Source organism: Paraburkholderia youngii (assembly GCF_013366925.1).
Taxonomy (GTDB): Bacteria; Pseudomonadota; Gammaproteobacteria; order Burkholderiales; family Burkholderiaceae; genus Paraburkholderia; species Paraburkholderia youngii.
Window position 1 is genome coordinate 1,672,305 of the sequence record NZ_JAALDK010000001.1, and the last position, 23,846, is coordinate 1,696,150.

Sequence of the window (23,846 nt, forward strand, 5' to 3'; positions counted from 1 at the left end):
TACGATCGGTCTGGACCTGCGAATTACAGCCGCGGGTTCGAATATGCACTCGGACCGATTCAACGATGGCGACCTATCTCGACGACACCCAGCGCAACGATATCGACCGTCTGGCCGCAAGCCGGACCTGGCGCACGCAATGGCCGACATGGGCGCTGATCGTCGCGATCTACGGCGGCTGGTTCGGCGTCGCCGCGCACGCGCCTCTGCTGGGTCTGCCACTGACGGCCGCGCTGCTGGCCATTTTCGGCGCGTGGTTCATGTCGTTGCAGCACGAGCTGCTGCACGGTCATCCGACGCGCTCGCAATTCGTCAACGCGCTGCTCGGTTTTGCGCCGCTCGCGGTGTGGTTCCCATATCACGTATATCGCGAGTCGCATCTGCGCCATCACGACGATGCGCGCTTGACCGAGCCCGGCAGCGATCCGGAAAGCTATTTCGTTAGCGCAGCGGAGTGGCAACGTGCGGGCATCGCGATGCGTGCGTTGCTGGTTTTCCGCAATACGTTGACGGGTCGCTTGCTGGTCGGGCCGGCGTTTGCGATTGCCGCGACCGGTGCGCAGGCACTCGACAAGATTCGCGACGGCGATTGGCGCGACCTACCCGCATGGCTCGCGCATCTCGCCGCGCTGGTTGCACTCACAGTGTGGTTGCAGCAGATGTGCGGGATACCGGCGTGGGTGTTTATCGTCGGTGCTGGGTACGGCTCGCTCGCGCTTGCATCGGTGCGTTCGTTTCATGAGCATCGGATTGCGCAGGAGCCCGCGCATCGCACGGTCATCAACGAAGCGGGATGGCTTTGGCGGTTGCTGTTTCTGAACAACAACTATCATCTGGTTCATCATGACTTGCCTCAGGTGCCGTGGTTCGCGCTGCGGACGGTCTATCAAACGTCCCGCCAGCAGTACATAGAACGCTCCGGGGCCTTTCTGGTTAAGGGTTACAGCGAATGGGTCAGACGCTATGGATTCGCTTCGGTGGCGCATCCGGTGGCGATCGGCACGTCCGACTCAGGCCGACGAAATCCGCCTGCTTCCGCCGGTTTTGCGGGTAAATTGCGGGTAAAATTTATGGTAGTTGTCCGCCAAGGAGAACTCCATGAGGCTCACCTACCCGCTCCTGCAGAACGCCAAACCGCTGAGCAAGCCCTATAAACTTCGTGATCGCGATTCCATGTAGTTGCGGGTGTCGGTCTCGGGCTCGAAAGTCTGGAAATATGACGACCGGTTGGATGGCAAGGACTGCAGTTACACTCTCGGCCGATTCCCCGATGTATCGATAGCGGACGCCCGTCAACTTCGCAACGCTGCTGCCAAGCTGGTCGCGTCTGGCATCCACCCTAAGGCGCAGTAGCGTTCACTTCATCCACCCTCGGTTTCGTCACCTTCCTAAAGACCGGGGAGTGGTGGTAGAAATGCTGGTTCTGGTCAACGAGATTCTCCGCGAGAAAGGTCTGATCATGAAGGCCTGCTCGATACTCGACGCGACACTGATTTCTGCGCCCAGTTCGGCAAAGAGCGTGTCAGGTACGCGGGACCTGAGATGCAGGACAGACCGCTGAAGTGACACAGGAAGATTTCGGACTGGTATCCAGCCGCACTTACATCAGCACGGTCGAGCGCGGTCTGAAATCTCCAACATTGGGAAAAATCGAGCAACTGGCAGACGTGCTGGGCGTCCATCCGCTGACCCTTCTAGCGGTGGCTTACATGGAAAGACTGACACCTAAAGAGGTTGAACGGACAATCGCCCTGCTGCGTAGCCGGCTGTTGGCCGTCGCCAGTGAGTAGTAGGCGTAGCGGGCTGGCGCTGCCCAAAGGATCCCATGACGGACGCCGCTTTAGGCGAATCGCCACATCCGCGGCTGCGGCGACCTTGGCCGAGGCGGACACTTTGGTCTCGCGAGGGCGATTTGCCTCTCCAATAACCGGGCGTCCATCACTCGCTAGGCGCTAGCTCTCAGCGCTCCGGCAAGCTCGCAACTGGCTCAAGCAAGTTGGGCGGCTTTCCGGTGATAAGGGCGGTATATCGCAAGCCACCGCAAGCTGCCGGCAGCGTCACCCGAAAATCGCCCGCCGGCGCGACCCGCATGGCAGTGGCCCCGGCAAAATCCGATGCGTTGTTGAGCGCCCATTCGCCTGATTCCACACCTTCACGCGACGGCGCGCTAGTTTCGAACGACTCGCATTGGTCCACGAGGCGTTCATGAACGTCGCCTGCTGCGTCATCTGCTGACGACAGCTTCAAAATTTATTGTGCTAGTGCTTCTTAGAGATCCGCGAACGCTAGCAGCGGCTTGGCATCGTGTGCGGAGCTTTCGGCGGCAGCGAAGGCTTCGTGCGCTCGGTCGAGTCGGTAGCGGCGCGCTGCCGGCGGCTTCAAGGTGCCCCGGGCTATACCGTCGAGCAGACTGCGCAGCATCTGACCGCCTTCACTTGCCCCCTTGCGTGCGAGCCACGAAAAGATGAACCAGCCGCGAACCTCGGCAGACGAGTAGACAAGCGCTGGGGCGAAAATCGGCATCTCAAAGGCTGCGGGGTCGGTCTGACGATGCGACGACAAGGCTCCATAGACGAGCATGCATCCATTCGGGGCCAATTGACGCGCAAGCGCGGCGCCCGTGCGGCCGGCGACGCAGTCGATCGCCTTCGCGATGCCATTGCCGCCAGTGGCCGTCTTCAACTGCTCGGACCAGTTTTGGTCCGCAGTGCATAGCACGACGTCACCCCCAAGCGCCTTGATTTCCGCGACCTGCTCTTCGCGGCGAACGAGGTTGATGGTGCGGAACCCCTGCGCTTTCGCGATCTGCAGGACGAGCCGACCGACCGTCGAGCCGGCCGCGCTCTGCACAAGCCAGTCGCCGCACCCGAGCTGGTGCTCGCTCACCGTCATCGCCCATGCCGTCATCGGGTTGATGAGTGCCTGTGCTGCGTCCTCGTCGGAGATCGCCTGCGGTACAGGTATCGCACGGTCGGCCGGACTAATAACCTGCTCTCTCCAGGTTCCGGGCACGTCCAGCAAGACGACACGCTCTCCTATCCGCGTGCGCGGCACGTCGTTGCCCACGGCGTCGATGATGCCGACGCCCTCGGATCCCGGTGAAGCCGGCAGTTCCGGCTGACGCTGACTGGCGAAACGGCCACGGATGACGTGCAGGTCAGACGGGTGCACGGGCGCCAGCAGCATCCTCACGCGGACTTCGCCCGGCCCGGGCGTGGGATCGGGCGCATCACGCCAGTGAACTACTTCTGACGGCTCCCCATTGCGTTCGAATATCAGGGCCTTCATGTACTGTCTCCTTCACCTGCGTAGGTATGAACGTACGATGCCCAACGGCTCGCGCCCTTTGGCAACGATGGGTGCCAGACACTTTCACGACGGACGCCGACTCGCCACATCGCTACGCGTACTGCTACGGCCGCACTTCCTCGGCGAATAGTAAGAGGTGGTCAATAGGAGGCGTGGCGGTCGGTTTGTCGCGCTGCCCGGATCGAGCCCGTCCGACAATCACTCCGCTTGACCATGGAAAAATTCGGGCCACCCAAACAATTCTCCCTTTTGGTATCGAGCGATACCTGTAGAGAGACTGCGGCGAAAGCCCGGCTTTCACCGCAGTCGATTGAGTTCATGCCCCGGCTAGTTCCAGATCTGACTAATGCACTCAACCCTCGCTCGGCTCATATGGCGACGCCCGGTTTTCCAGCTTCCATTTCTTCTCAGCTTCCGTGTCAGGCCGAGGTGGTCGAATGCCATCGATCAACCACAGTTCTCGCGGCGTTTCGCCGACGTGCAACTCGTAGTGATAGCCCCGCTCCTGGACAAATGGCGCAATCGCAGCGTTCGCCTTGCGCAACCACGACTCAGTCCACACGGGGTCCTTGGCAATGTGCCTGGCGAATTGATCTAATCGGATTCTGACAAAATCGTCCCGCGACACTCCCCCCATAAAGAAGGAGTCTTTCGGCTGTTCGTGAAACAGTACACCGACATAGAAGCGAGGGATGATGTAAATGTCGGCAATTCGCTTCGCCATCTCCTGCTTGTCTTCTGCCGTGTAGGCACCGACGGGATGATAGATATTCCACAAAGGCATTTTTCTCTCCATGCATCGATAGATGCCGCGTTCCTTATGCCAGAGCATCCAGGTCTCCTGAAACAAAGGATGAACCAGACAGAGTGAGGCGGCGGTATGAATAGCCAAAGAATAGGCTACCGTTTGAAACCAATGATTTCGCAACGCAGCATTTCTAGTGAATTCAGTCCCGCATCTGTTCGCGACGGGGAAGGCCGAGTATGTTGCGCGTCTCGTCAGGTGTTGCCACGTCCGCGCCAATGCTTCTGACGATACTGACCGCGCGTTTGACCAGTGCGGCGTTGCCCGGCGCCAGTTCCCCTTTGGCAAGATAAAGGTTGTCCTCGAGGCCGACGCGGACATGTCCTCCAAGAATCACACTCTGCGCCACGATTGGAAATTGAGCGCGCGAGATGCCGAATGCCGACCAGCGAGCGTTCTCGGGCAGATAGCGTTTCATCTGCAGAAGACTCTCGGTGTCGGCGGACGCGCCCCATGGCACGCCAAGACACAGCTGAAACAGCGGAGCCTGCAGAATGCCCTGCGTTTCTATCAGGTGGCGCGCCAGCCGCACATGGCCCAGATCGAATACCTCGATTTCTGGCTTCACCCCCGCTTCTTCAATCAAGGTTGCCATTTTGATCAAATGGTCGGGCACGTTCACGAACGCGCGACTGCCGAAGTTCATGGTCGCAATGTCCAGAGTGCAGATTTCCGGACGCAATCCGAGCACATGCCGCACGCGCGCCTCGGGCGTCATCATCGTACTCAGTTCGCTTCCCCGATTCGGGTCTTCGTCGCTGGGAACGAAACGTGCGCCTGGGCCCGTCGTCAGATTGATCAAAATCGGGCACCCGCTATCGCGGATGCGCGAGACGACTTCACCATAAAGCGACAACTCAGTGCTCGGAGCGCCTGTTTTGGGATCCCGTACGTGAATGTGCGCGATGCTCGCACCGGCTTCACACGCAGCGATGGCCTCATCGGCGATTTGCTCAGGCGTCACGGGCACTGCGGGGTTCAGCCGCGGTGTATCGTCGCTTCCTGTGAGTGCACAACTGATAATCGTCTTGCCTGTCATGATGTTCGTTCAAAAAGGTGGGAATTGAGCAATGCCATCGTGCGTTCACGCGGCCCGCGCGGGGCCGAACGGCGCCGCCCCAACGGGTGCAACCCTGATCAGCTTTTTGTTGACGAATTCGTCGAAGCCCAACTGAGACAGCTCCCGGCCAAAGCCTGAACGTTTGACACCACCGAACGGCAGTTCGGCCGCCGTGCCGAACGGCTGATTGATGAACACCATGCCGCTGTCGATCTGCGCGGCGACCCGCTCGCCGCGCTCGGTATCCGCAGTGAACACCGACGCACCGAGACCGTACGGCGTACCGTTGGCAAGCGCAATTGCGGCGGCTTCGTCCTCGACGACGTGAAAGGCGGCCACCGGGCCGAACAGCTCTTCGGCGAACACGGGATTCTGTGGCGAGATGTCGGTCAGGACAGTCGGCTGCAAATAGAAGCCCGGGCGCTCGACGCGCTTTCCGCCACACACGATGAACGCGCCGTGCGAAGCCGCGCGATCGACTTGCTCAAGCAGCAGATTCAATGCGCGCTCGGAGGACAGCGGTGCGACTGCGGTGGCTGGATCGGCTGGATCGCCCGTCGAGAGCGCGGCCATCTGCTTTGCGAAGCCTTCGAGGAAAGCGTCGCCGCGCGCCTTGCCGACCACGATGATTCGCTTGGATCCTACGCAGCATTGACCCGCATTGAGCATTCGCCCCGCGACCGCGCTTTGAATCGCCCAATCGAGCGGCGCATCCTCGAGCACTATGAACGGATCGCTGCCGCCCAGTTCGAGAACGACTTTCTTCAGATTCCGGCCGGCACGCTCAGCAACGGCAGCGCCGGCGCGCTCGCTGCCCGTCAGTGTCACGCCCTGGACGCGCGGATCGTCAATGACACGCCCCGCCTGGTCGATCGAAATGAACAGATTCGTATAGACGCCTTCGGGCGCGCCCGCTTCCTCGAACAACCGCGCAAAGGCCAATGCGGATTGCGGAACGCTTTCCGCATGTTTGAGCACCAGGACGTTGCCGACCATCAGTTGCGGGCCGGCTACGCGCGCGATCTGGTAGTACGGAAAATTCCATGGCTCGATACCGAAAAGCACGCCGATTGGCTCGATGTGCACGGTTGCGCCAGGCGCTTCCGCGAGTGGACGGGGTTGCAGATAGGTGCTCGCATGCTTTGCGTAGTAGTCGAGAATGTTTGCAGACGATTCCACTTCCTTGCGCGCTTCGCCGCTGCGCTTGCCCATTTCCAGCGTCAGATAGCCCGCGTATTCGTCGGCCTTCCTGCGCAACAGCGCCGCCGCGCGCGTCATGATGCGCGCCCGATCGCTGACGGGACGATGGCGCCAGTCAGTTTCGAAAGCGCGCTGCGCGGCAGCGAGCTTCGTTTCGAGCAACTCGTCGGATATGTCGTCGTAGGTGGCAAGCAGTTTGCCGGTTGCTGGATTGGTAGTCGTGTATGGCATGAAGTTCTCCGCGAAAAATTGGCATCGAGTCAATGCGTCGGCACATGCTAACACCGTTAACACGTATCCGCGCCAGCTTTTTTTAGCCAGGAAAAACCCTCATTGATATTGATGTTTGTGCCGTTAACATTTGTATGCACCTTCAACCGGAGAGCGAAATGGCAAAAGGATATTGGGTGGCGGCTTATCGGGCGGTCCATGACGCAAGCAAACTCGCGGCGTACGGTGTCCTCGCGACACAGGTGGTGAAAGCGGCGGGTGGAAAATTTCTGGTGCGGGGCGGCGAAGTCGTTGCATTTCAGGCCGGCCTCAAAGAACGCACCGTCGTGGTCGAATTCCCGAGCTTCGAGCAGGCTCTCGCCACGTTCCAGAGTGAGGCTTATCAGGAAGCGCTAGCGGTATTGGGAGACGGCGCTGAAAGAGATGCGCGCGTAGTCGCCGGTCTCGAAGATTGAGACGTTTCGAAGTAACCGCTAAGGCCATCTTGGTTCGCCATAGTACTTATATCGCGTCACATACCGCGCCTCGTACCGCGCCGTAGCCTGATTAATTGCCGCTACGACACGGGAAATAATCTCTTCGGTTGTCACCTCTTTTCAACCAGAAAATGCCGACATCAATGTTTTTATTGCGATGTTATGCTCGTTAACATGTGGATGTGGAAATGTCCGAATCTGACGAAATGGAACAAAGAATGGACGAAGCACTTGTTCAGAGAGAAATCAAAGGCCCCGTGACGGTCCTTACAATGAACCGTCGCCCGCACAACCTGATGGGCCCGACGCTGTATCGCGCCCTGCTCGATGAATTCGATCAGGCAGTGAAACGCGGCTCGCGCGCGATCCTGCTGCGCAGTGGTCTGCGGCACTTCTCAGCCGGCGCTGAAGTGGCGCTTTTTCCCGATCGCATTGCCACGCAAGGCAAAGCGCTGATGGATCCGCTCGAGGTGCTGCGTGGCTTCGAGACACTACCGATCCCGATTGTTGTCGCGGTGAACGGAACATGCCTCGGCGGCGGATTCGAAGTGGCGCTCGCCTGCGACTTCAGCGTCGTCGCCGAATCGGCAAAGATCGGCTCGGTTGAGGTCGCACTAGGTTTGCACCCGCTGCTCGGCGGCATTCAGCGTCAGGTGATGCGAGCCGGTCCGGCACGCGCGAAAGAACTCGCGTTGCTCGGTCGCCGGTATGACGCGGCCACGCTCGAACGCTGGGGCCTGATCAATCTCGTTGTGCCGGACGACAAGCTCGATGAAGTGGCGCTGTCGATTGCGCAGGAACTCGCCGCCGGCCCGACCGTCGCGCATGCCGCCACCAAGCAACTCGTGCGTGTTGCGGTCAATGAGGGGGTCGCCGCCGCCGACGAAGCGATGTTCGAGTTGCAAAAGCCGATCTGGGCGTCGCAGGATCTTAAACGCGGACTGGAGGCCTTCGATAAGACTGGTCCTGGCTCCGCTATTTTCAAAGGGAATTGACATGACCGGACCGCTCGAAGGACTCAAGGTCGTCGATTTTTCCCGCGTGCTGGCCGGCCCGCTGTGCGCGCGGACGCTAGCCGATCTTGGTGCCGATGTGATCAAGATCGAGCCACCGCGACCCGACGTGTCGCGCGCCGCATTTCCGAATCGCGACGGCATGTCCGGCTACTACGCTCAGCAAAATAGCGGCAAACGCAACATCAGCATCGATCTGAACGCACCGGGCGCACGCGATTTCGTGCTACGCCTGTGCGACGAGGCCGATATCATCGTCGAGAATTTTCGGGCTGGCACGCTCAAGGGTTTTGGACTCGACTACGCGACACTCGCGCAGCGCAATCCCAAGCTGGTCTACGTTTCGATCACGGGCTACGGCCAACACGGTCCATGGGCGTCGCGCATGGCCTATGCGCCGACCGTGCAAGCCGAAACGGGATTCACGCACAACACACTGCGACATTTCGATAACGCCAGCGACGGCCGTAGATGGACCGATCCCCTGTCGCATGCGGACGTCTATGCGGGCCTGCAAGCGACCATCGCCGTGCTCGCGGCAGTGCGCAAGCGAGAAGTCACCGGGCGCGGCCAGTACATCGACGTCGCAATGGCGGCCGTGATGCTGTCGATCAACGAGCGCGCTCACCTCGATCTCGCGGGTGTCGATACGGGCGCGGAGCCGGGCATCCTCGGTGCCGCCGACGGCCCTCATTTCGTCGGCCCGGGTGGCGAAGAGTTTGTGGCGGCGCAAAGCATCGTCGGCAGCAACACGTTTCCGAATTACCTGAAGGCGATGCGTCGTATGGACCTGGCGCACGATCCGCGTTTCTGCACCGCTGAGCACCGCCTGCGGAACTACAAGGCATTGCACGCAGTGATCCAGACCTGGATGCGGTCATTCCGCGATCTGAAGACGCTCGATGCGCAACTCGACGAGGCCAAAATCGCGATCGGCCAGATTCGTACGCTGAAGGAATTGGCCGAGACCGATTGGGCCAAGCAATGGGGTGCGGTGCACGAGATTTCGGATCGCCGCGGCGGCTCATATCTGATACACGGCTATCCATGGCACTTTTCAGATGACGAGCTTGGAATGCGCAGCGCGCCCGCATTTCGCGGCGAGCACAACGAGCAGGTTTTCCGCGAAGCGGGCCTCGCGGATGCCGAAATCCGCAATGCAACCGATAGCGGCATTCTGGTCGGTGGACCGCCGCCATTAACGAAGAAGATCGGCGCGTCCGTTGTTCCGCACGCGCGTGAATTGCAGAAAGTGGCGGACGATCTTTGATCGCCGAGGTACGCCTCGTTCCCGGTGTCAACACATCACGTCGGAGGACTGGATGGAAGTGGTGAAACAAGCCTGCATAGAGGCGTCATCGTCGGATGACAACGCCCTCCTTCGGAAAGCCTACGCTTCGGCGCAATGGAGGATACTGCCGATACTGTTTGGTTTATGGATGCTGGCGTGGGTCGGCCGCTCGAACGTTGCTTTCGCGAAGTTGCAAATGGTCGTGGATCTGCGATTCAGCGAGACAGTCTATGGACTGGGCGCCGGCCTCTTCTTCGTCGGCTACGTGCTGTTCGGCGTCCCTACCACGATGCTACAAAAGAAAGTTGGCGCGCGTGCCGTGCTTGCTGGTATCGCCGGCGCGTGGGGACTGACCAGTGTCGCGATGACGTTCGTCAATAACGCGCCGACGTTCTACGCATTGCGGTTCCTGCTCGGTGTGTTCGAGGCCGGATTCTACCCGGGTGTCGTGTTGTACTTCAATGCGTGGTTCCCGGGAACAAGGCGCACGCGCAACTTCAGCATCTTCCATTCAGGATCGCTCTTCTCGACGGTCACGATCGGCCTAACGGGAGGCTTCGTGCTCGAGCACATGAACGGACTGGCCGGCTTTCAAGGCTGGCGATGGATGTTCTTCGCTCAGGCCATCCCTACAGTCGTGTTGGCGTGCGTTGCGTTCATGATACCTCCGGATCTGCCTCGCGGCGCCAAGTGGCTTTCGGCGCGCCAGCGTACGCTCGTCGAGGACGATCTCCGAAATAGCGCCGAAACGATGAACGATGCGCACGACGAGGACCGGCCTCTTTTCTTCAGCCCCGCCGTCTGGATCCTGAGCGCGGCCTACTTCTCCCTCCTCGCCGCGACGGCCGCACTGTTTTTCTACTCCCCGACGATACTTCGCGAGGCGGGATTCGGCGGATACAAAGTGATCGGCCGTGCAGTCGCGGGTGCCTGCATTTTAGGGGCATTGGGCAATGTGCTTATCTGTAGCATCGGGGGCAGTGCGCAGCGTCGGCGGCTCTTCTGTGCGCTGGCGTCGTTTTTTACTGCGGTGAGCCTTTCGGCGCTCGTCTTCGTATGGCACAGCAGCCCCATCGCGACGTTTTTTCTCCTTGCGCTGGGCTTCGCGGGAACTGGAGCGGGTATAACGCTCTTCTGGCAAATGACTGTCGGCCTCCTCAGCGGTAAGTCGTTAGTGGTCGGCGTGCCGTTGATCAGTTCCGTCGCCAACGTCGCAGGCTTCGTTACACCCTTTCTTATCGGATATGTCCGCGACGCGACTGGAACTTATGCGAGCGGGTTCATAATGATTGCGTGTGTCCAGGCAATCGGCGTAGCGGTTCTTCTTTTTGGCGTGCAACACATTGTCAGGAGGCAATCGCCCGTTGACGACGTATCGGCTCGATGCTCCACTTGATCAGTCGATGCCAACGGGGCGGACCGGGTAGTCATGGCAAGCGCCCGCGTTGCGCGCTAAAAGGCGGCCTTCGGCGCGGTCTGCCTGGAGCAGATGGGCATGCGGTGTAGCCTGACATCCAGCCACGCCAGCAAGCCGCCAGAATGCGCGTAGTGATGCTCGCCTGTCTAGCGGCCCATCCGGATATTGCTTGCCTCTTTGCGCAGAATTTATAATCGATTCCTTGTTTTGCTCCACCAACGAAGGCCACGTGAGTCCTAAGTCATCTATCACAAAGAACGCGGATTACCACCATGGCAATCTGCGCAATGCGCTCATCGAAGCGGGGCGCAACGCGCTCAAGGATGTGTCTGCACAAGATCTGAGTCTTCGTTACCTCGCGCGAATGGTGGGCGTATCAGAAGCCGCGCCCTCGCGACATTTTGCCGGTATCGACGAACTTCTGGCCACGATCGCGGCGAGTGGATATCGCGACCTCGCTGCGTTGCGCGTTGCGATCCGTGACAGCGACGACACCGCACTTGCCAAAGCGTACCGGATGATGCGGGTGTATGTTGAGTTCGCGCAGCGCCACAATGGACTGTTCGGTCTGATGATCGGACCTCGCATCGTGGCGCATCAGGCGTATCCAGAACTCACCGAGGAAAGTAACAGGTCTTTTGGGTTGTTTTCCGAGACGATTGAGGCACTAGCTATCGAGAGTGGCTGGGCCCATGCCGATCTCAAGCTAGTGACTCATGCCGCGTGGAGCATGGAACATGGTCTCGCCACGCTGATCCTGGCGAACCGCGCACCGAGGGCGGACACCAAGGTCGCAATACCTAAGTTGATCGATTTCGTCTTGATGACTTTGCTAAGCGCGATCACGGCCGGCCCGGATCATCTCCAGCGCGTGATTCAGCAGTGCATGCTCTCTGAAAAGCCTGTGGTGACCCGCACAGCGCGCAAGCGCGCCAAAGCGTAGCCGTCGTCGCTGTCAAATGTGAGCGCCGCGCAGCATACTGTTCTGGAGGTGTTCGACATCGTAATCAACGAGGGACGCTGCGGAGTTCAGTCGCACTCCCAGCATGGTCACGCTGTGCCCCAGCTACCACGGAACGTCGCTAACCATGTACGAGCTCGCAGGCAGCAGCCGACACCGGGGTAACCCATCGTCAACTATTTTGTGGCTGCGCCTCGAGATAGCCGACCCGCACCGGCGGCACGAACCACGCGAGACACAAGCCGACCATCGCAGCCACAGCGGCCACGATGAGGCCAGTGTGGATCGAATCCACGAGCGCGCTGCGCGCCGAGTTCATCATCGCGTCGCCGGCGTGCCCGGCGCTCACGAGGCGACTGATCAGCGCGGCCTGCTCGGCACGGTCCACGAGCAGTTCGGGACTTGCAAACGACTTGAACCACTGCGCCGCCTGGTATGAATCTAGCGAGCGATTCACGCCCATCGTGTAAAGGTGCCCCAGCAGCGCGCCTGTCATCACCGTGCCAAGCATGCCGCCGAATGTGCGCAGCGACTGCAGCAATGCGGTGGCGGCGCCGAGATGGTCTCGCGAGACGATCTGCTGCGAGCAGACCGTGAGGCTCGTGCCCACGAGGCCCAACCCCAGGCCGCTCGCTCCCATGCACGCCATCCACACGAGGTACGGCTCGTGGCCTCGCAGCACGACCACCGCGAGGCTCGCAAAAGCGGACAACGCGAAGCCGACGTAGAGGATCGCGTTGGCGCGCCGGATGCGCGTGACCACGCGGTTATTGATGAAGCTGCCGACCGTCGTGCCGAGCAGGAGCGGCGTGATCAGCATGCCCGAGGCACGCGGAGACATCGCATAGCCGCCCTGAAACAGCAGCGGCACGTAGAAAACGAGAGAGAACAGCGCGAACCCGCCGAGCATTGACATTGCAAAAAGCGCACCGAGCCTGCGGTCGAGCAGCATGTCCACGGGGATGATCGGATAGCCCATGCGCTTTTCCCAGAAGAAAAGCGTCAGCGTACAGACCAGCGCGATCACGGCCAGTATGATCGTAGAAGCAGTCCATCCTTGCCTCGGCAAGAGCTCGATCGCCAGCTGCAGCGCGCCGAACGTCACGGCGACGACGAATGCGCCGAGCCAGTCGAGGCGCAGCCGCGCGCCGTTGCGGGCATGGCGCAAGTGCGGAAGGAAAGCACGCACGAGGAACAGCGCCACCACACCCACCGGCACATTGACGAAAAACACGAGCCGCCAGCTTCCGTGCTGAGTCAGCATGCCCCCGAGCATTGGCCCGACCATGTTCGCAAGGCCAAACGCCGAAGTCACGAACACCAGCCAACGCAGCCGTAGCCTCGGATCGGGGAACAGGTCGGCGACGGTCGCGAACACCGTCCCCAGCATGATGCCGCCACCGATGCCCTGAAGTCCGCGCGCGAGCACCAGAAACAGCATGTTGGTCGCCATCCCGCAGAGCACCGATGCGAGGGTGAAGACAAGGATGGCGGACAGCATGAAGGGCTTGCGACCGAACAGATCGCCCAGACGCCCGAAGATCGGAATTGTGATGACCGACGTGAGCATGTAGGCCGTCGCGACCCATGCATAGAGTTCGAAACCCTTGAGCTCCGCGACGATGCGCGGCATCGCGGTGCCAACGATGGTCTGGTCGAGCGCGATCAGCATCGAAACCGATGCGACTCCTAGCATCGCCAATATCGACTCGCGAAATGGCAGCAGTTGCCGTCGTTTATCGTCAAGTTCGATGCCAGTGGCCATGAAGCGCTCCTCGCCGCTGAGAAGCGGCTGATCTGCTGCGCGGCGCCCGGCTTCGTTGAACCGGTCGGCCCCGCGTGTGCAACGTTCATGCGTTGTGCAGTGATGGTACGCCTTCAAACGCGAACGTGACGGCTGAGTCCCGGCTGTTCGTGAGAGGCCTGCATGCGCGCAAGCAAGTCGCAAGGCTGGGGCGATTGCGCGATCGGAGCGCCCTCGCGACGGCGGTGGTCAACGGCGTTGATGTGAGCGCATGCGGTTTCTGTGTGTCCGGTCAGCTTAAACGGTGAACGTCCGTTGCATAGGCCGAACCTGCCGGATATGTGCACTGCCGCGGTGCACTTCAAAGATCCTGGCCAGTAATCTCGATACGCTCTCCATTAGATGGCGGCATTCTGCGTTCCGCAACTTCCGCTAGCCTTTGCCTTGCCAACTGAAACGCGAGCAGCAACTGCTTCTGGCTGTCCTCTGCCGCTCCGAGGTATTCGCAAACAACTTCTGGCCTGGGTTCGAAGGCGCGGTATCCCCAGCCGAAGCCGTATGGGTTCGGTCATCACCGTGGGGCCACCGATCGGTCTGACTGGCTCGCCACGTTCCGACAGCGTGACGATTTCGTAGAACGATTCACCGAATTTCTGATTGGCAAACGAAAACACCGGCTGCGCGGCGAGCGACATGGCGTGAAACCCATCGAACCCGACGAACGCGACTGACGGCACGGCGATTCCTTCGAGTGGTGTCCTGAAACCGTAGTTTCTACGTCCTTTGCGATATCGGCGGCCGCTCATATAAATGCGCTATGGATGCACGGATTTGATTGTACGCAAATAAGCGGTACTCAACGATCGCCTCGCAGCAGCACCTGTGATTAGCGTGCCGACGATCGCGCTGGAAGGCGATGCGAACGGCGCCCCTCATCCGGAGCCCGCGTCGTATGCGGGGAAATTCGTCGGCAGATATACGCAACGTACTATCGGGGGCGGCATTGGTCACAATTTGCCCCAGGAGGCACCGCAGGCGTTTGCGGACGCAATAATCGAAGTGGCTCGCTACTAGTTTCGAAGCCAACGTGCATGTTTGCGCACCTCAGTATGCGGCGCGCGAACATGCACTCGAGCGGCTAACCTCGCGGCAACCCGGGCGCCCGCAGCCCGTTCAATTATTGATCCGCCTGAAATAATCCATTCAGCGGCACCCTCTTACTCCTCGCCGAGCCCTTCCCTACAGTAGCTGCACGACACACGGGATACCAATGCTACCAGCCGGTCTCCCGCATCCCTGGCTCAAGAGGAGACATTCATGAATCGGCAGGCGCTTTATTTCGACGACCTCAAGGTCGGCGACACCTCCATCACCGGTACGTACGAAGTCAGCGCGGCCGCTATCAAGCGGTTCGCCGCGGAGTTCGATCCGCAGCCATTCCATCTCGACGAGGAAGCCGCCCGCGGCACCATGTTCGGCGGCCTCGCAGCGAGTGGCTGGCATACCGCGGCGATCACGATGCGTCTGCTCGTCAGCGAGGGCCCGAAGCTGATCAACGGCGTACTCGGAGCCGGCTGCGAAGTCGAATGGAAGACGCCGACGCGCCCCGGCGACATCCTGCACGTGGAAAGCGAAGTGGTGGAACTGATCCCTTCGCGCTCACGCACCGATCGCGGAACCGTCGCGCTGCGATCGAAAACGATCAATCAGCACGGCCAGATCGTGCAGGACATGACCGCAAAACTGATCGTCGCACGCCGGCCTACGTAACGCCGATTGCCCGTCACTTCGCAAGGACCTCCATCATGATCGTCGATCCCTCCACCCAGGACGCCGCCGCGAACTACAAGCTGTTGATCGGCTCGATTCTGCCGCGCGCCATTGCGTGGGTCAGCACGCTTTCAAAAGAGGGCGTCGCGAACCTCGCGCCAATATCGTTCTTCACCGCGGTCGGCCGCAAGCCGCCGATGATCTCGATCTCGATGCAACCGCGTTCCGACGGCGTCACGCTGAAGGACACATTCATCAACATTCGCGACACCGGCGAATTCGTCGTCAACATCGTCAATCTCGAACTCGCGGATGCGATGCACCGCAGCGCTTTCGAATTCCCGTCCGACGTCGACGAGTTCGAAGCAGTTGGCCTGGAAAAGGCGGCATCGCTGATGGTCCGGCCGCCGCGCGTGAAGGCCGCGCCCATCGCGCTCGAATGCAAGGTCGATCGGATCATCCCGATCGGCGACCAGCACGACCATGTGGTGTTCGGCGAAGTGCTGCGCTTTCAGATCCGCGACGACCTTTACCTCGATCGCGGCCGCATCGACACCGCGGCACTGCAAGCCGTCGGTCGCCTTGCCGCCGAATACACGGTCGTGCAAAGCGCGTTCACGACGCCGCTCGACCCGCAGGTGCTCGCGCGGCTCCAGGACCACCGCATCGGCCGGCTCGATGACTTCGCGGACGGTTACTCGCCGATCGACGCGGCGAACTGGTCCGCATCCGGCGCGACTCGCTGATTTTCAATTCCAACAGCCTGACAGGGAACATCCATGAATCCCACTCATCCGAGCCGGCCCTTGCTCGTGTTTATCCACGGATTCCTCGACGGTGCCGCAGTCTGGGACGACCTCGCGCAGCATCTCGGCGAGCGCGCATCCGGCGCACTGTGCGTTGATCTACCGGGAATGGGGGCGCGCGCCGCCGACCCCGGCCCATACAGTCTCGATAGTTTCGCCGCGGACATCACGACGCAGATCCGCGCGCTGTTGCGGCCGGTGGTGCTGATCGGTCATAGCATGGGAGCGCAGATCGCCGAACTCGTCGCGGTACGGCTAAACGAGCAGGTACGAGGCCTCGTGCTTCTGACGCCGGTACCGTTGCGCGGCACCCGTCTGCCGGCCGAAGCGATGCGCGGGTTCCATGCGCTCGGCGGCGATCCGGCCGCGCAACGCGAGTTACGTCGCAACGTGTCGGTGAATCTCGACGACGCTCAACTCGAGCGGCTTGGGCAACTGGGCGACCGTGTCGATGCAAACGCGACAGGCACCTTCGCCGACCTTTGGAACGAAGGCCATCCCACGGGTGCGAACCCTTCGCGATACCTCGGCCCGGTGCTGATCATCCGCGGCGATGGAGACACCTTCGCCACGGCCGAAATGATCTCGCTCGGCGTAACGCCACGTTTCAGGGCACCGCACGTCACATCGATCGAGCGCGCCGGTCACTGGCCGCACGTCGAGCAACCCGCCGCGATCGCGCATGCCGTCGGATCTTTTCTCGCGAACATCGAGGCCAACGGGGCAGGGCTGAACGCTCCAGACGTGCCGGTGTCGCCGCAAGGATGGACCCGCGCGTTCGGGCAGAAATCCGCCGATGCGTTCGCCGAGACGCTCTCGCCCGATGTGATGCTCGAAGCGAGTGTGCTCGCGAAGCCGGTCGTCGGCATCGATCAGGTCAAGACCGTCATGACCACCGCGAGCCGGATCTATGAGTCGCTCTCCTTCACGCACGAGGCACACAGCGGGCTGCGCGATTACCTCGAATGGGAAGTGCAGGCCTTCGGCGGCGAACAGATGCGCGGCATTACCGTCCTGACGACGAATCCGCAAGGCAAGATCGTGCACGTGGCGATCCATCATCGTCCGCTCGGCGGTGCGCTCAGATTCTCGGCTGAACTCGGCCATCGTTTGCAAGGCGTGGTCGACGCGAGCCTCTTTTATCGCAGCGCGTAATCCGCGCGCTGAGTCACATTCCCTGGAGATTGAAATGGTGAAACGTACCGACGTTGAATTCGAAGTGGACGGCGGCGTCAAGCTGCGCGGCTGGCTGTTCGTTCCCGCCGGCGACGGACGCCGCCCCGCGATCACGATGGCACATGGCTACGCGGGAGTGAAGGAACACGGACTCGAACCGTTCGCGCGCGCTTTCGCGGAAGCCGGTTTCGTGGTGTTGCTGCACGACCATCGCGGCTTCGGCGCGAGCGAAGGCACGCCCCGTCACGACATCGATCCGTGGCGTCAGATCGCGGACTGGCGGCGCGCGATCAGCTTCCTCGAAACGCTTGACGTCGTCGATCCGAAGCGGATCGGCCTGTGGGGCACGAGCTACGCGGGCGGTCACGCGATCGTGCTCGGCGCGACCGAGCGTCGGCTGCGCTGCGTCGTCGCGCAAGTACCGACGATCAGCGGCTACGAACAGGGGCTGCGCCGCATTGCGCCGGAGAATGTCGCCGCCCTCGAAGAAGCGTTTGCCGATGACGATCGCGCGCAATTGCGCGGCGAGCCGCCGCGGCGTCAGGCGGTCGTCAGTAGCGATCCCGCGGTTGCCGCGTCGTATCGAGCGAAAGACGCTCTCGAATTTTATTTGCAGCCGCTGCCGGATGGAGCCTGGGAAAACAACGTAACGGTTCGCTCGACGCGTGCCGCACGAATGTACGAGCCGGGCCAATGGATCGCGCGCGTTTCGCCAACGCCGCTGTTGATGGTGGTCGCGACGAGCGACACGATCACGTTGACCGACCTCGAACTCGCAGCCTACGAACGCGCGCTGCAGCCCAAGCGGCTCGTGACGATCGAAGGTGGACACTTCGACCCGTATCTGTCGCAGTTCCGCCTTTCCAGCGAAGCCGCTGTCGAGTGGTTCAAACAGCACCTCGCCTAACGTCCATCCCCACGACAAAGGATCTCTCCATGGCTCACCTGACTGTCCATTTCGACGAAGGGCTCGCGACGATCGTCATCGACCGCCCTCCGCAAAATCGCATCGACGACCAGATGATCGACGAGCTGGCCGCAGCAGTCACCGCGATCGAGCGCAGCGACGCGCGCGCTGTGCTCGTGCGCAACGAAGGCGAAAACTTCTCGTTCGGCGGCGACATCATGACGTGGCCCGATGCGAACGTGCGTGAGCTGCGTGCGCGCTTCGAGCACTACATGTCCGTGTTTAACCGCTTCGAGCGTCTTCCGGTGCCGGTCGTCGCCGCTGTGCAAGGGCTGTGCTTCGGCGGCGGCTTCGAACTCGCGTTGCGCGCGGACGTTATCTTGGCGGCCGAATCCGCGACGTTCGGCCATCCCGAACAGACGCTCGGCATCGTCACCGTGCTCGGCGGCATCTATCGGGTCGCGGAGCGCGCCGGTCGAGCGCGTGCATCCGAGTGGGCGCTGACATCGGAGAAAGTCCCGGCCGCGACGATGGAACGCTTCGGCATCGTCAATCGCGTCGTTGCCGACGCCGATCTGCTGAAGGCTGCATCCGATTTCGCGCGCAAGCTCGCACACGGCCCCACGCGCGCCTATGCCGCGCACAAGGCGCTGCTGCGCGCGTGGGCGGGGGGCGGTGTCGCGGCCGCTGACGAAGCGATGTTCGACATTGCGATGCCCTTGTTCGAATCCGACGACGCACAGCGGGGCATCCGTTCCGCCGTCGAGGCGCTGAAGGCCGGACGTCCGAGGCCGGTCATGGACTTCACCGGTCAATAGCAGCGGGGTCGCGATTTGCGGTCTAATGGCGTCTTCCTTATATAACGGAGACGCCGATCATGGACCGCATCGCAGCGATGAACGCCTTCGTCCGTGTGGTGGAAGCCGGCACGTTCACGAAGGCAGCGGAAACACTCGACATGCCGAATGCGTCGCTGACGCGGCTCATCCAGAAGCTGGAAGAAGAACTGAAGGTCCGTCTGCTGCACCGGACGACCCGCTCGGTCACCGTCACCCCGGAAGGCGCGATCTACTACGAGCGCGTCGTGCGCCTGCTTGCGGAACTCGCGGATATCGAATCGTCGACCACGCATGCGCGCATGAAACCGTCGGGCCGACTCCGTGTGGAGGCCGCGACGGCAATCGGCGCGCTCGTGGTGGTCCCGGCTCTCGACGACTTTTACCGCACCTATCCCGAGATCGGAATCGAACTCGAAGTCGGCAATGAACGCGCCGATCTGATCGCCGAAGGCTTCGACTGCGCGATCCGCGCCGGCACGGTCGACGAGCAGTTCATGGTGGCCCGGCAGATCGGCAGTTTCGGTTTCACTACATGCGCGACGCCCGCGCTGCTCGACGCGCACGGCGCGCCGGCATCACCGGACGAGTTATGCAATCTGCCGACGATCGGCATGATTCCGTCCACCGCAGGCTACCCCCCGTCGTTCCCGTTTTTGTATGACGATCGGAAAAAGGGACTCCACTTGAGTCATCGGCTCGTCGTCAACGATACGAATGCATATCTCGCGGCTGGCCTCGCCAGTCTCGGCGTCATCCAGGCGCCGACCTACTCGGTGCGCGACGCAATCGTGGCGGGCAAACTCGTGCCTCTCCTCGTGGATTGGCGGCAACCGATTATCCCCGTGCATGTGATCTACGCACCCAACCGTTATCTGAGCGCGAAAGTGCGCGTCTTCATCGACTGGCTCGTGGAACTATTCGAACGGGACGAACATTTGCGTCGTCGGTGAGGTGACAGGGATGCGCGGGCGCGAAATCGGCGAGGCTTCACTTCTGCCACTCGCTCGGGCGTGGTTATCACGCCAACGCTGGCCAGGGCGCAAGCCGTTTCTAGCAGCAACGAACCGCTCAAGCGCGGGCAGCGCGCTTTCCGATCGAGCGTGAAAAAGCCCGGACGTCGGCGGGCATGCCGGACACTTCGCGGATCGCTGTCTGGAGCATCTTTTCGGATTGCGCGACCGAAAGCGCGGCAAACGAGGCCACCGCGGTGTCGGGAAGCGCGTGTGCATCACTCGCGCATTCCCACTAGTCACTGACAGGATTGCTGCCCGCGCTAAACGCGGCCCGAACTTCGTCCACTGTCTGCTCAGGCGCTTGCAGATGCGGAAAATGGCCGAGTTTAGGGAGAATCGAAAGCTTTAAGCCGTTACGGTTCGCATACTCAACGCCCATTTCCTTCTTGATATAGATATCCTGCTCACCCCACACGACCTTCACGGGGATCTTCAGCTTTGCCATATTCGCTTCGAAGTAGTCCTGGTCGCGGGTGAAATGGGAGTAATAGTGGAAGAACGCATCTGCCGACGTGACATCACCGCCCCAACCTTTCGCCATATCGTCCGTGAACTCCCGCGGCAACGCGTAGCGCTCCTCCGCCGACATGCCGCGGAAGAATGTGTTTGCCAGGATTTCGTCACGGTTCTTGTTCATCGCAGCACGCACGGCGTCGGACGAAGGCTTTGACTTCAGGCCCTGCAGGCTTTCGTACATGTACTGTGGACGGTTGAACGGGGCAAAGTCACCCACGATGATCTCGCTGGCGATATCCGGTTGCTCCAATGCCGCCAGCAGCGCAGGCAGGGCCCCGATATCGGTCGCATAAATCACAAGCTTCGAACTGTCGATGCCGGACGTGCGGACATAGTCTGCGAGCACATGCGCATAATCCAACGGCGCGTAGCCGAAGCGATCGGCGCCTGGACGCGAAGACTGCCCGTAGCCAGGCCAGTCAAAAGCATGCACCTCGTAGTCGCTCGACAGGGATTCCGCGATTGGCTTCCACGCATACATCGTCTCCGGGAAGCCGTGCAGCAACAACACCGTACCCTTGCGATGCGCGGGCCGATAGACCATATGACGCAGCTTGATGTCGGGATTGACCTGCAACTCGCCGACCTCAACCTTCGGCGCCGACGAGGATGATGCCGGCACAATCTGGCATGCGGCACCGCCCACAGCTACTGCGGGGAAGACTGTCGGCTTCGTAACTAGTTTGAACATGATCGTCACTCTCGTTTAGTGCGAAATTGCGCCAGCTAAAGGCGCTTCGTTGCTTCGGAATTCCTCGGGGCGCCCCAAAGCGGTGGCGCAGCGGCCCTGTACGCTCCAGCGCTTTCTACTGGGGCGAAGGCGAATTCAAAAGCTTACCCAACGGCTTCAGTGGGCCTATTGGGAGCAGCGAGAATGTCATCAAGTGCGCTTTCCCCAATGGAAGTGCCTCGAGCATTTCATGCGCTTGACTCACGTCGTTAACGTTCAAAATGAACGCCACCCCAGCCCGGTCTTGCAGTGAATACCACTGATCAATCTTGCCCTCGAGGTAGAGTTGCGCCGTCTCGCGAGCTTCGGACGGAAGAATGTCTTGGACAAGCTGCATGTCCGTGCCCGGTGGAAAAGTACCAATCGCTAGTATCTTCGTGGTCGGCGTGGCTGGCATCGGAGTGGTGTGGGCCATGGAAACTCCAGCAGAAGCGATCAGCACAGTGGCTGTCGTCAAGTTAAGAAGAAGCCGTTTCATCGCACGGCCTCGAACACCGTCTGTGACTGCAGTTTTCAGCCGCTCGATCAGATCGGTCGTGCGATAGCGTTCGCGTACGCCATCAGGAGCATCTGTCATCGAGAAGTCGCTCCAGTGCAGCCGTCCTCGCGTGAGGCCGCGTCCGATACCTTATTCAGTGCCGCTGCTTCCGGTCCGCTCAGATAGCGATCACGAAAGCGCTCATCGACGCGCTCCCACATAAGTTTCGAAAACAGCAGCACCGCGTTGAGCGGGCGATGACTAATGACCACGGACTCCGTCTCGCCGTGCTCGTTCATGTGCGCGACGACCACCGTCTCGATCGGCATACCCTGGATCTGCGAGCGATAGGACTCCATATACAAACTATCGCCAATCGCGCCCTTATAGCTGTGTTGCTGGAATTCGTAGAGTGAGACCGCGTGTTTGATCACGGAGAGAATATCGGCTCGTCCTTCGATCGGACGCTTCAGCACGGAGGCCTCGAGCGTCGCGTTTTCAGCGAGGTTCGTCAGCCAGAGCGGCGGACCGCCTGCGGGTGCCATTACGGGGGCTGTGTCATTGAATTTCATGCTGGGCGCTCCAGTGACGATTTGCTCGCAATGCCTGCGCTGGCGGAATTGAGCGCCGCTTCGAGCGTAATGCGCGCTTTTTCGAGGCGGCGTCGGGCAAGCCGGGCGACGCCTGCGTCGCGCTCCGAATCGCCCGCCAGCAGCGCATGAATATCGGGCAGCATCCAGATTGCGCCGCCCGTACCCCAAGCGCCATCGGGTATCTCGGTTGGGAAGACCCAGACGCGCGGCGCGACGTGGCTGGCGGGATCGTACCCTTCGGCCCTGATGAGGATGTCGGTCAGTTCCCTGACGAGGCGCGCTTCGGCTTCGGACGTCAAGGCATCCTCGGGCCACAGTGCATCGATCATTGGCATGGCGCTGCTCCTGCTTTCAGTTCATGGAATGTGGCCATGATCGGGGTTTACCGGTTCGCCCAAAAGTGGCAGCATCGCCATTATTCGTGGAACTTCGGACACGCTTATGGCTATCGTGCGCATCTGGGTCTATGACGGCATCCTCGCGTCCGGCGTCGCGGGCCCTGTCGACGTCTTCAGCGCCGCTAATCAGTTCCATGCGCGCAAGACTGCACCGGGAACGACATCCGCGCCCCTGTTCGTATGGCGCGTGGAATCGCTCGACGGTCATCCCGTCAGGTCTGCGTCGGGTCAGACCATTCACGTCGACGGCAAGATCGACCCGCGCAAACGGGCGGACGCCGTTTTGCTGACGGCACCGTTTTTCTCGAACATCGACGAGTTCATCGGGCGCCGCAAGCAGTTGAACGAACTGTCTTCCGCGCTGCGGCGCCAACGCAAGGCAGGCGCTGTCCTGGCGGCTTTTTGCACGGCGAATTACCTGCTCGCCGAGGCCGGCCTGCTGGATGGCCGCGCCGCAACGACGCACTGGGCGAGAGCGTCGGACTTTGCGCGCCGCTATCCGCGCGTCGAAGTTCGCGCAAACGAACTGCTGATCGCGCAAGACGGCATCATCTCGGGAGGCTCCGTGACCTCGTATCTGAATCTCGCTGTGCGGCTCGTCGAAACATTCGCCGGCGAAGAACTCGCTACGATGACCGCGAAGGCGCTATTGATCGACATGAACCGCACTTCGCAGGCTTCCTTCGCAACGCTTCTCGAAGAACATGGGCATACCGACACGCTCGTCGCGCGCGCCCAGCAGCAGATGGAGGCTACACTGCAGCAGGGATTCCGGTTGAGCGATCTGGCGGTATCGCTTGCTGTCAGCGAACGCACGCTCAATCGCCGTTTCAAGGAAGCCGTCGGGCTGGCACCGTTGACGTATTTGCAAAACCTGCGCATCGAGGTCGCGAAACGCCTGCTGGAAACGCGCCCAATTGGACTCGAGGCCGTGAGCCAACGTGTCGGTTATGGCGATATCAGCACATTTCGACAATTGTTCAAGCGCAAGACCGGATTGTCTCCGAGTGAATATCGAATGAGGTCTTCGCGTGGCGCAATGAATATGGAAGCCGAGCCGGACAGCAAAGGCGACTGAGACGTCACGACGTTACGCACCCCAGTGGTCACTCC

Annotated in this window: 25 protein-coding genes and 2 pseudogenes; 17 read left to right on the forward strand and 10 right to left on the reverse strand. The window is 61.0% G+C overall.

Annotation, left to right across the window (positions count from 1 at the left end; translation table 11 throughout):
- The first annotated feature begins 65 nt into the window (after nt 1-65).
- The 4 genes and pseudogenes from G5S42_RS07715 (at nt 66) to G5S42_RS07725 (ending at nt 1,790) form a co-directional block, all read left to right on the forward strand.
- A complete protein-coding gene (locus G5S42_RS07715; RefSeq protein WP_176106234.1) occupies nt 66-1,154 on the forward strand; it encodes a fatty acid desaturase in 1,089 nt (362 codons plus the stop codon).
- Between the two features lie 31 nt (nt 1,155-1,185).
- Nucleotides 1,186-1,353: an Arm DNA-binding domain-containing protein gene (locus G5S42_RS45705; protein ID WP_176106235.1), complete on the forward strand. Its 168-nt coding sequence runs from the start codon at nt 1,186-1,188 to the stop codon at nt 1,351-1,353.
- 19 nt (nt 1,354-1,372) lie between these two features.
- Nucleotides 1,373-1,537 (forward strand): annotated as a pseudogene (locus G5S42_RS44145) (IS5/IS1182 family transposase); the annotation flags it as partial.
- 25 nt (nt 1,538-1,562) lie between these two features.
- On the forward strand, nt 1,563-1,790 hold the full coding sequence (locus tag G5S42_RS07725) for a helix-turn-helix domain-containing protein (RefSeq protein ID WP_176106236.1): 228 nt from the start codon (nt 1,563-1,565) through the stop codon (nt 1,788-1,790).
- 169 nt (nt 1,791-1,959) lie between these two features.
- On the opposite strand, the gene G5S42_RS07730 is transcribed toward G5S42_RS07725, so the two are convergent.
- The 5 genes from G5S42_RS07730 to G5S42_RS07750 all read right to left on the reverse strand — a co-directional run bounded on the left by G5S42_RS07730 (nt 1,960) and on the right by G5S42_RS07750 (nt 6,605).
- Entirely contained in the window at nt 1,960-2,247 is a 288-nt protein-coding gene (locus G5S42_RS07730) for a hypothetical protein (protein WP_176106237.1), read from the reverse strand.
- Between the two features lie 21 nt (nt 2,248-2,268).
- On the reverse strand, nt 2,269-3,288 hold the full coding sequence (locus G5S42_RS07735) for a zinc-dependent alcohol dehydrogenase family protein (RefSeq protein ID WP_176106238.1): 1,020 nt from the start codon (nt 3,286-3,288) through the stop codon (nt 2,269-2,271).
- Between the two features lie 373 nt (nt 3,289-3,661).
- Nucleotides 3,662-4,141 (reverse strand): tautomerase family protein, encoded by a 480-nt coding sequence (locus G5S42_RS07740; protein ID WP_246391851.1) that lies wholly within the window; start codon nt 4,139-4,141, stop codon nt 3,662-3,664.
- Nucleotides 4,142-4,256: 115 nt separating this feature from the next.
- Nucleotides 4,257-5,153, reverse strand: coding sequence for a beta-keto acid cleavage family enzyme (locus G5S42_RS07745; RefSeq protein WP_176106239.1), 897 nt, complete (start codon nt 5,151-5,153; stop codon nt 4,257-4,259).
- A gap of 45 nt (nt 5,154-5,198) precedes the next feature.
- On the reverse strand, nt 5,199-6,605 hold the full coding sequence (locus G5S42_RS07750) for an NAD-dependent succinate-semialdehyde dehydrogenase (protein ID WP_176106240.1): 1,407 nt from the start codon (nt 6,603-6,605) through the stop codon (nt 5,199-5,201).
- A gap of 158 nt (nt 6,606-6,763) precedes the next feature.
- Between G5S42_RS07750 and G5S42_RS07755 the strand changes: the two genes are divergently transcribed.
- From G5S42_RS07755 to G5S42_RS07775, 5 genes are all read left to right on the forward strand, one after another.
- Nucleotides 6,764-7,060: a DUF1330 domain-containing protein gene (locus G5S42_RS07755; RefSeq protein WP_013091864.1), complete on the forward strand. Its 297-nt coding sequence runs from the start codon at nt 6,764-6,766 to the stop codon at nt 7,058-7,060.
- 239 nt (nt 7,061-7,299) lie between these two features.
- Nucleotides 7,300-8,076, forward strand: a complete 777-nt coding sequence (locus G5S42_RS07760; RefSeq protein ID WP_176106241.1) for an enoyl-CoA hydratase/isomerase family protein — start codon at nt 7,300-7,302, stop codon at nt 8,074-8,076.
- A 1-nt stretch (nt 8,077) separates the two neighbouring features.
- Nucleotides 8,078-9,364: a CaiB/BaiF CoA transferase family protein gene (locus tag G5S42_RS07765; protein ID WP_176106242.1), complete on the forward strand. Its 1,287-nt coding sequence runs from the start codon at nt 8,078-8,080 to the stop codon at nt 9,362-9,364.
- Between the two features lie 52 nt (nt 9,365-9,416).
- Entirely contained in the window at nt 9,417-10,781 is a 1,365-nt protein-coding gene (locus G5S42_RS07770) for an MFS transporter (RefSeq protein WP_176106243.1), read from the forward strand.
- Between the two features lie 250 nt (nt 10,782-11,031).
- The gene (locus G5S42_RS07775) at nt 11,032-11,745 is read left to right on the forward strand and encodes a TetR/AcrR family transcriptional regulator (RefSeq protein ID WP_176106244.1); all 714 of its coding nucleotides are present in this window, start codon (nt 11,032-11,034) and stop codon (nt 11,743-11,745) included.
- Nucleotides 11,746-11,935: 190 nt separating this feature from the next.
- On the opposite strand, the gene G5S42_RS07780 is transcribed toward G5S42_RS07775, so the two are convergent.
- Nucleotides 11,936-13,528, reverse strand: a complete 1,593-nt coding sequence (locus tag G5S42_RS07780; RefSeq protein WP_176106245.1) for an MDR family MFS transporter — start codon at nt 13,526-13,528, stop codon at nt 11,936-11,938.
- Between the two features lie 834 nt (nt 13,529-14,362).
- Between G5S42_RS07780 and G5S42_RS44150 the strand changes: the two are divergent.
- The 7 genes and pseudogenes from G5S42_RS44150 to G5S42_RS07810 form a co-directional block, all read left to right on the forward strand.
- Nucleotides 14,363-14,581, forward strand: a pseudogene (locus tag G5S42_RS44150) (alpha/beta fold hydrolase); the annotation flags it as partial.
- A gap of 243 nt (nt 14,582-14,824) precedes the next feature.
- Nucleotides 14,825-15,277 (forward strand): MaoC family dehydratase, encoded by a 453-nt coding sequence (locus tag G5S42_RS07785; protein WP_176106246.1) that lies wholly within the window; start codon nt 14,825-14,827, stop codon nt 15,275-15,277.
- Nucleotides 15,278-15,312: 35 nt separating this feature from the next.
- Nucleotides 15,313-16,023 (forward strand): flavin reductase family protein, encoded by a 711-nt coding sequence (locus tag G5S42_RS07790; protein WP_176106247.1) that lies wholly within the window; start codon nt 15,313-15,315, stop codon nt 16,021-16,023.
- A gap of 33 nt (nt 16,024-16,056) precedes the next feature.
- A complete protein-coding gene (locus tag G5S42_RS07795; protein ID WP_176106248.1) occupies nt 16,057-17,238 on the forward strand; it encodes an alpha/beta fold hydrolase in 1,182 nt (393 codons plus the stop codon).
- A gap of 34 nt (nt 17,239-17,272) precedes the next feature.
- A complete protein-coding gene (locus tag G5S42_RS07800) occupies nt 17,273-18,166 on the forward strand; it encodes an alpha/beta hydrolase (protein ID WP_217709857.1) in 894 nt (297 codons plus the stop codon).
- Nucleotides 18,167-18,195: 29 nt separating this feature from the next.
- Nucleotides 18,196-18,984 carry an enoyl-CoA hydratase/isomerase family protein gene (locus G5S42_RS07805; protein ID WP_176106249.1) on the forward strand — a complete coding sequence of 263 codons (789 nt, stop codon included), beginning with the start codon at nt 18,196-18,198 and terminating at the stop codon, nt 18,982-18,984.
- Between the two features lie 59 nt (nt 18,985-19,043).
- Nucleotides 19,044-19,955, forward strand: a complete 912-nt coding sequence (locus tag G5S42_RS07810) for a LysR family transcriptional regulator (RefSeq protein ID WP_176106250.1) — start codon at nt 19,044-19,046, stop codon at nt 19,953-19,955.
- Nucleotides 19,956-20,250: 295 nt separating this feature from the next.
- Here the strand turns inward: G5S42_RS07810 and G5S42_RS07815 are convergent, their stop codons facing one another.
- From G5S42_RS07815 to G5S42_RS07830, 4 genes are all read right to left on the reverse strand, one after another.
- The gene (locus tag G5S42_RS07815; protein ID WP_176106251.1) at nt 20,251-21,225 is read right to left on the reverse strand and encodes an alpha/beta fold hydrolase; all 975 of its coding nucleotides are present in this window, start codon (nt 21,223-21,225) and stop codon (nt 20,251-20,253) included.
- Nucleotides 21,226-21,340: 115 nt separating this feature from the next.
- Entirely contained in the window at nt 21,341-21,841 is a 501-nt protein-coding gene (locus G5S42_RS07820; protein ID WP_246391856.1) for a hypothetical protein, read from the reverse strand.
- Nucleotides 21,838-22,314, reverse strand: coding sequence for a hypothetical protein (locus G5S42_RS07825; protein ID WP_176106252.1), 477 nt, complete (start codon nt 22,312-22,314; stop codon nt 21,838-21,840). The genes G5S42_RS07820 and G5S42_RS07825 overlap by 4 nt, the downstream gene beginning before the upstream one ends.
- A complete protein-coding gene (locus G5S42_RS07830) occupies nt 22,311-22,670 on the reverse strand; it encodes a tautomerase family protein (protein ID WP_176106253.1) in 360 nt (119 codons plus the stop codon). Before G5S42_RS07830 ends, G5S42_RS07825 begins: the two co-directional genes overlap by 4 nt.
- Nucleotides 22,671-22,776: 106 nt before the next feature.
- Here G5S42_RS07830 and G5S42_RS07835 point away from each other — a divergent pair, with 106 nt between their 5' ends.
- The gene (locus G5S42_RS07835) at nt 22,777-23,811 is read left to right on the forward strand and encodes a GlxA family transcriptional regulator (RefSeq protein ID WP_176106254.1); all 1,035 of its coding nucleotides are present in this window, start codon (nt 22,777-22,779) and stop codon (nt 23,809-23,811) included.
- Nucleotides 23,812-23,846: the final 35 nt, after the last annotated feature.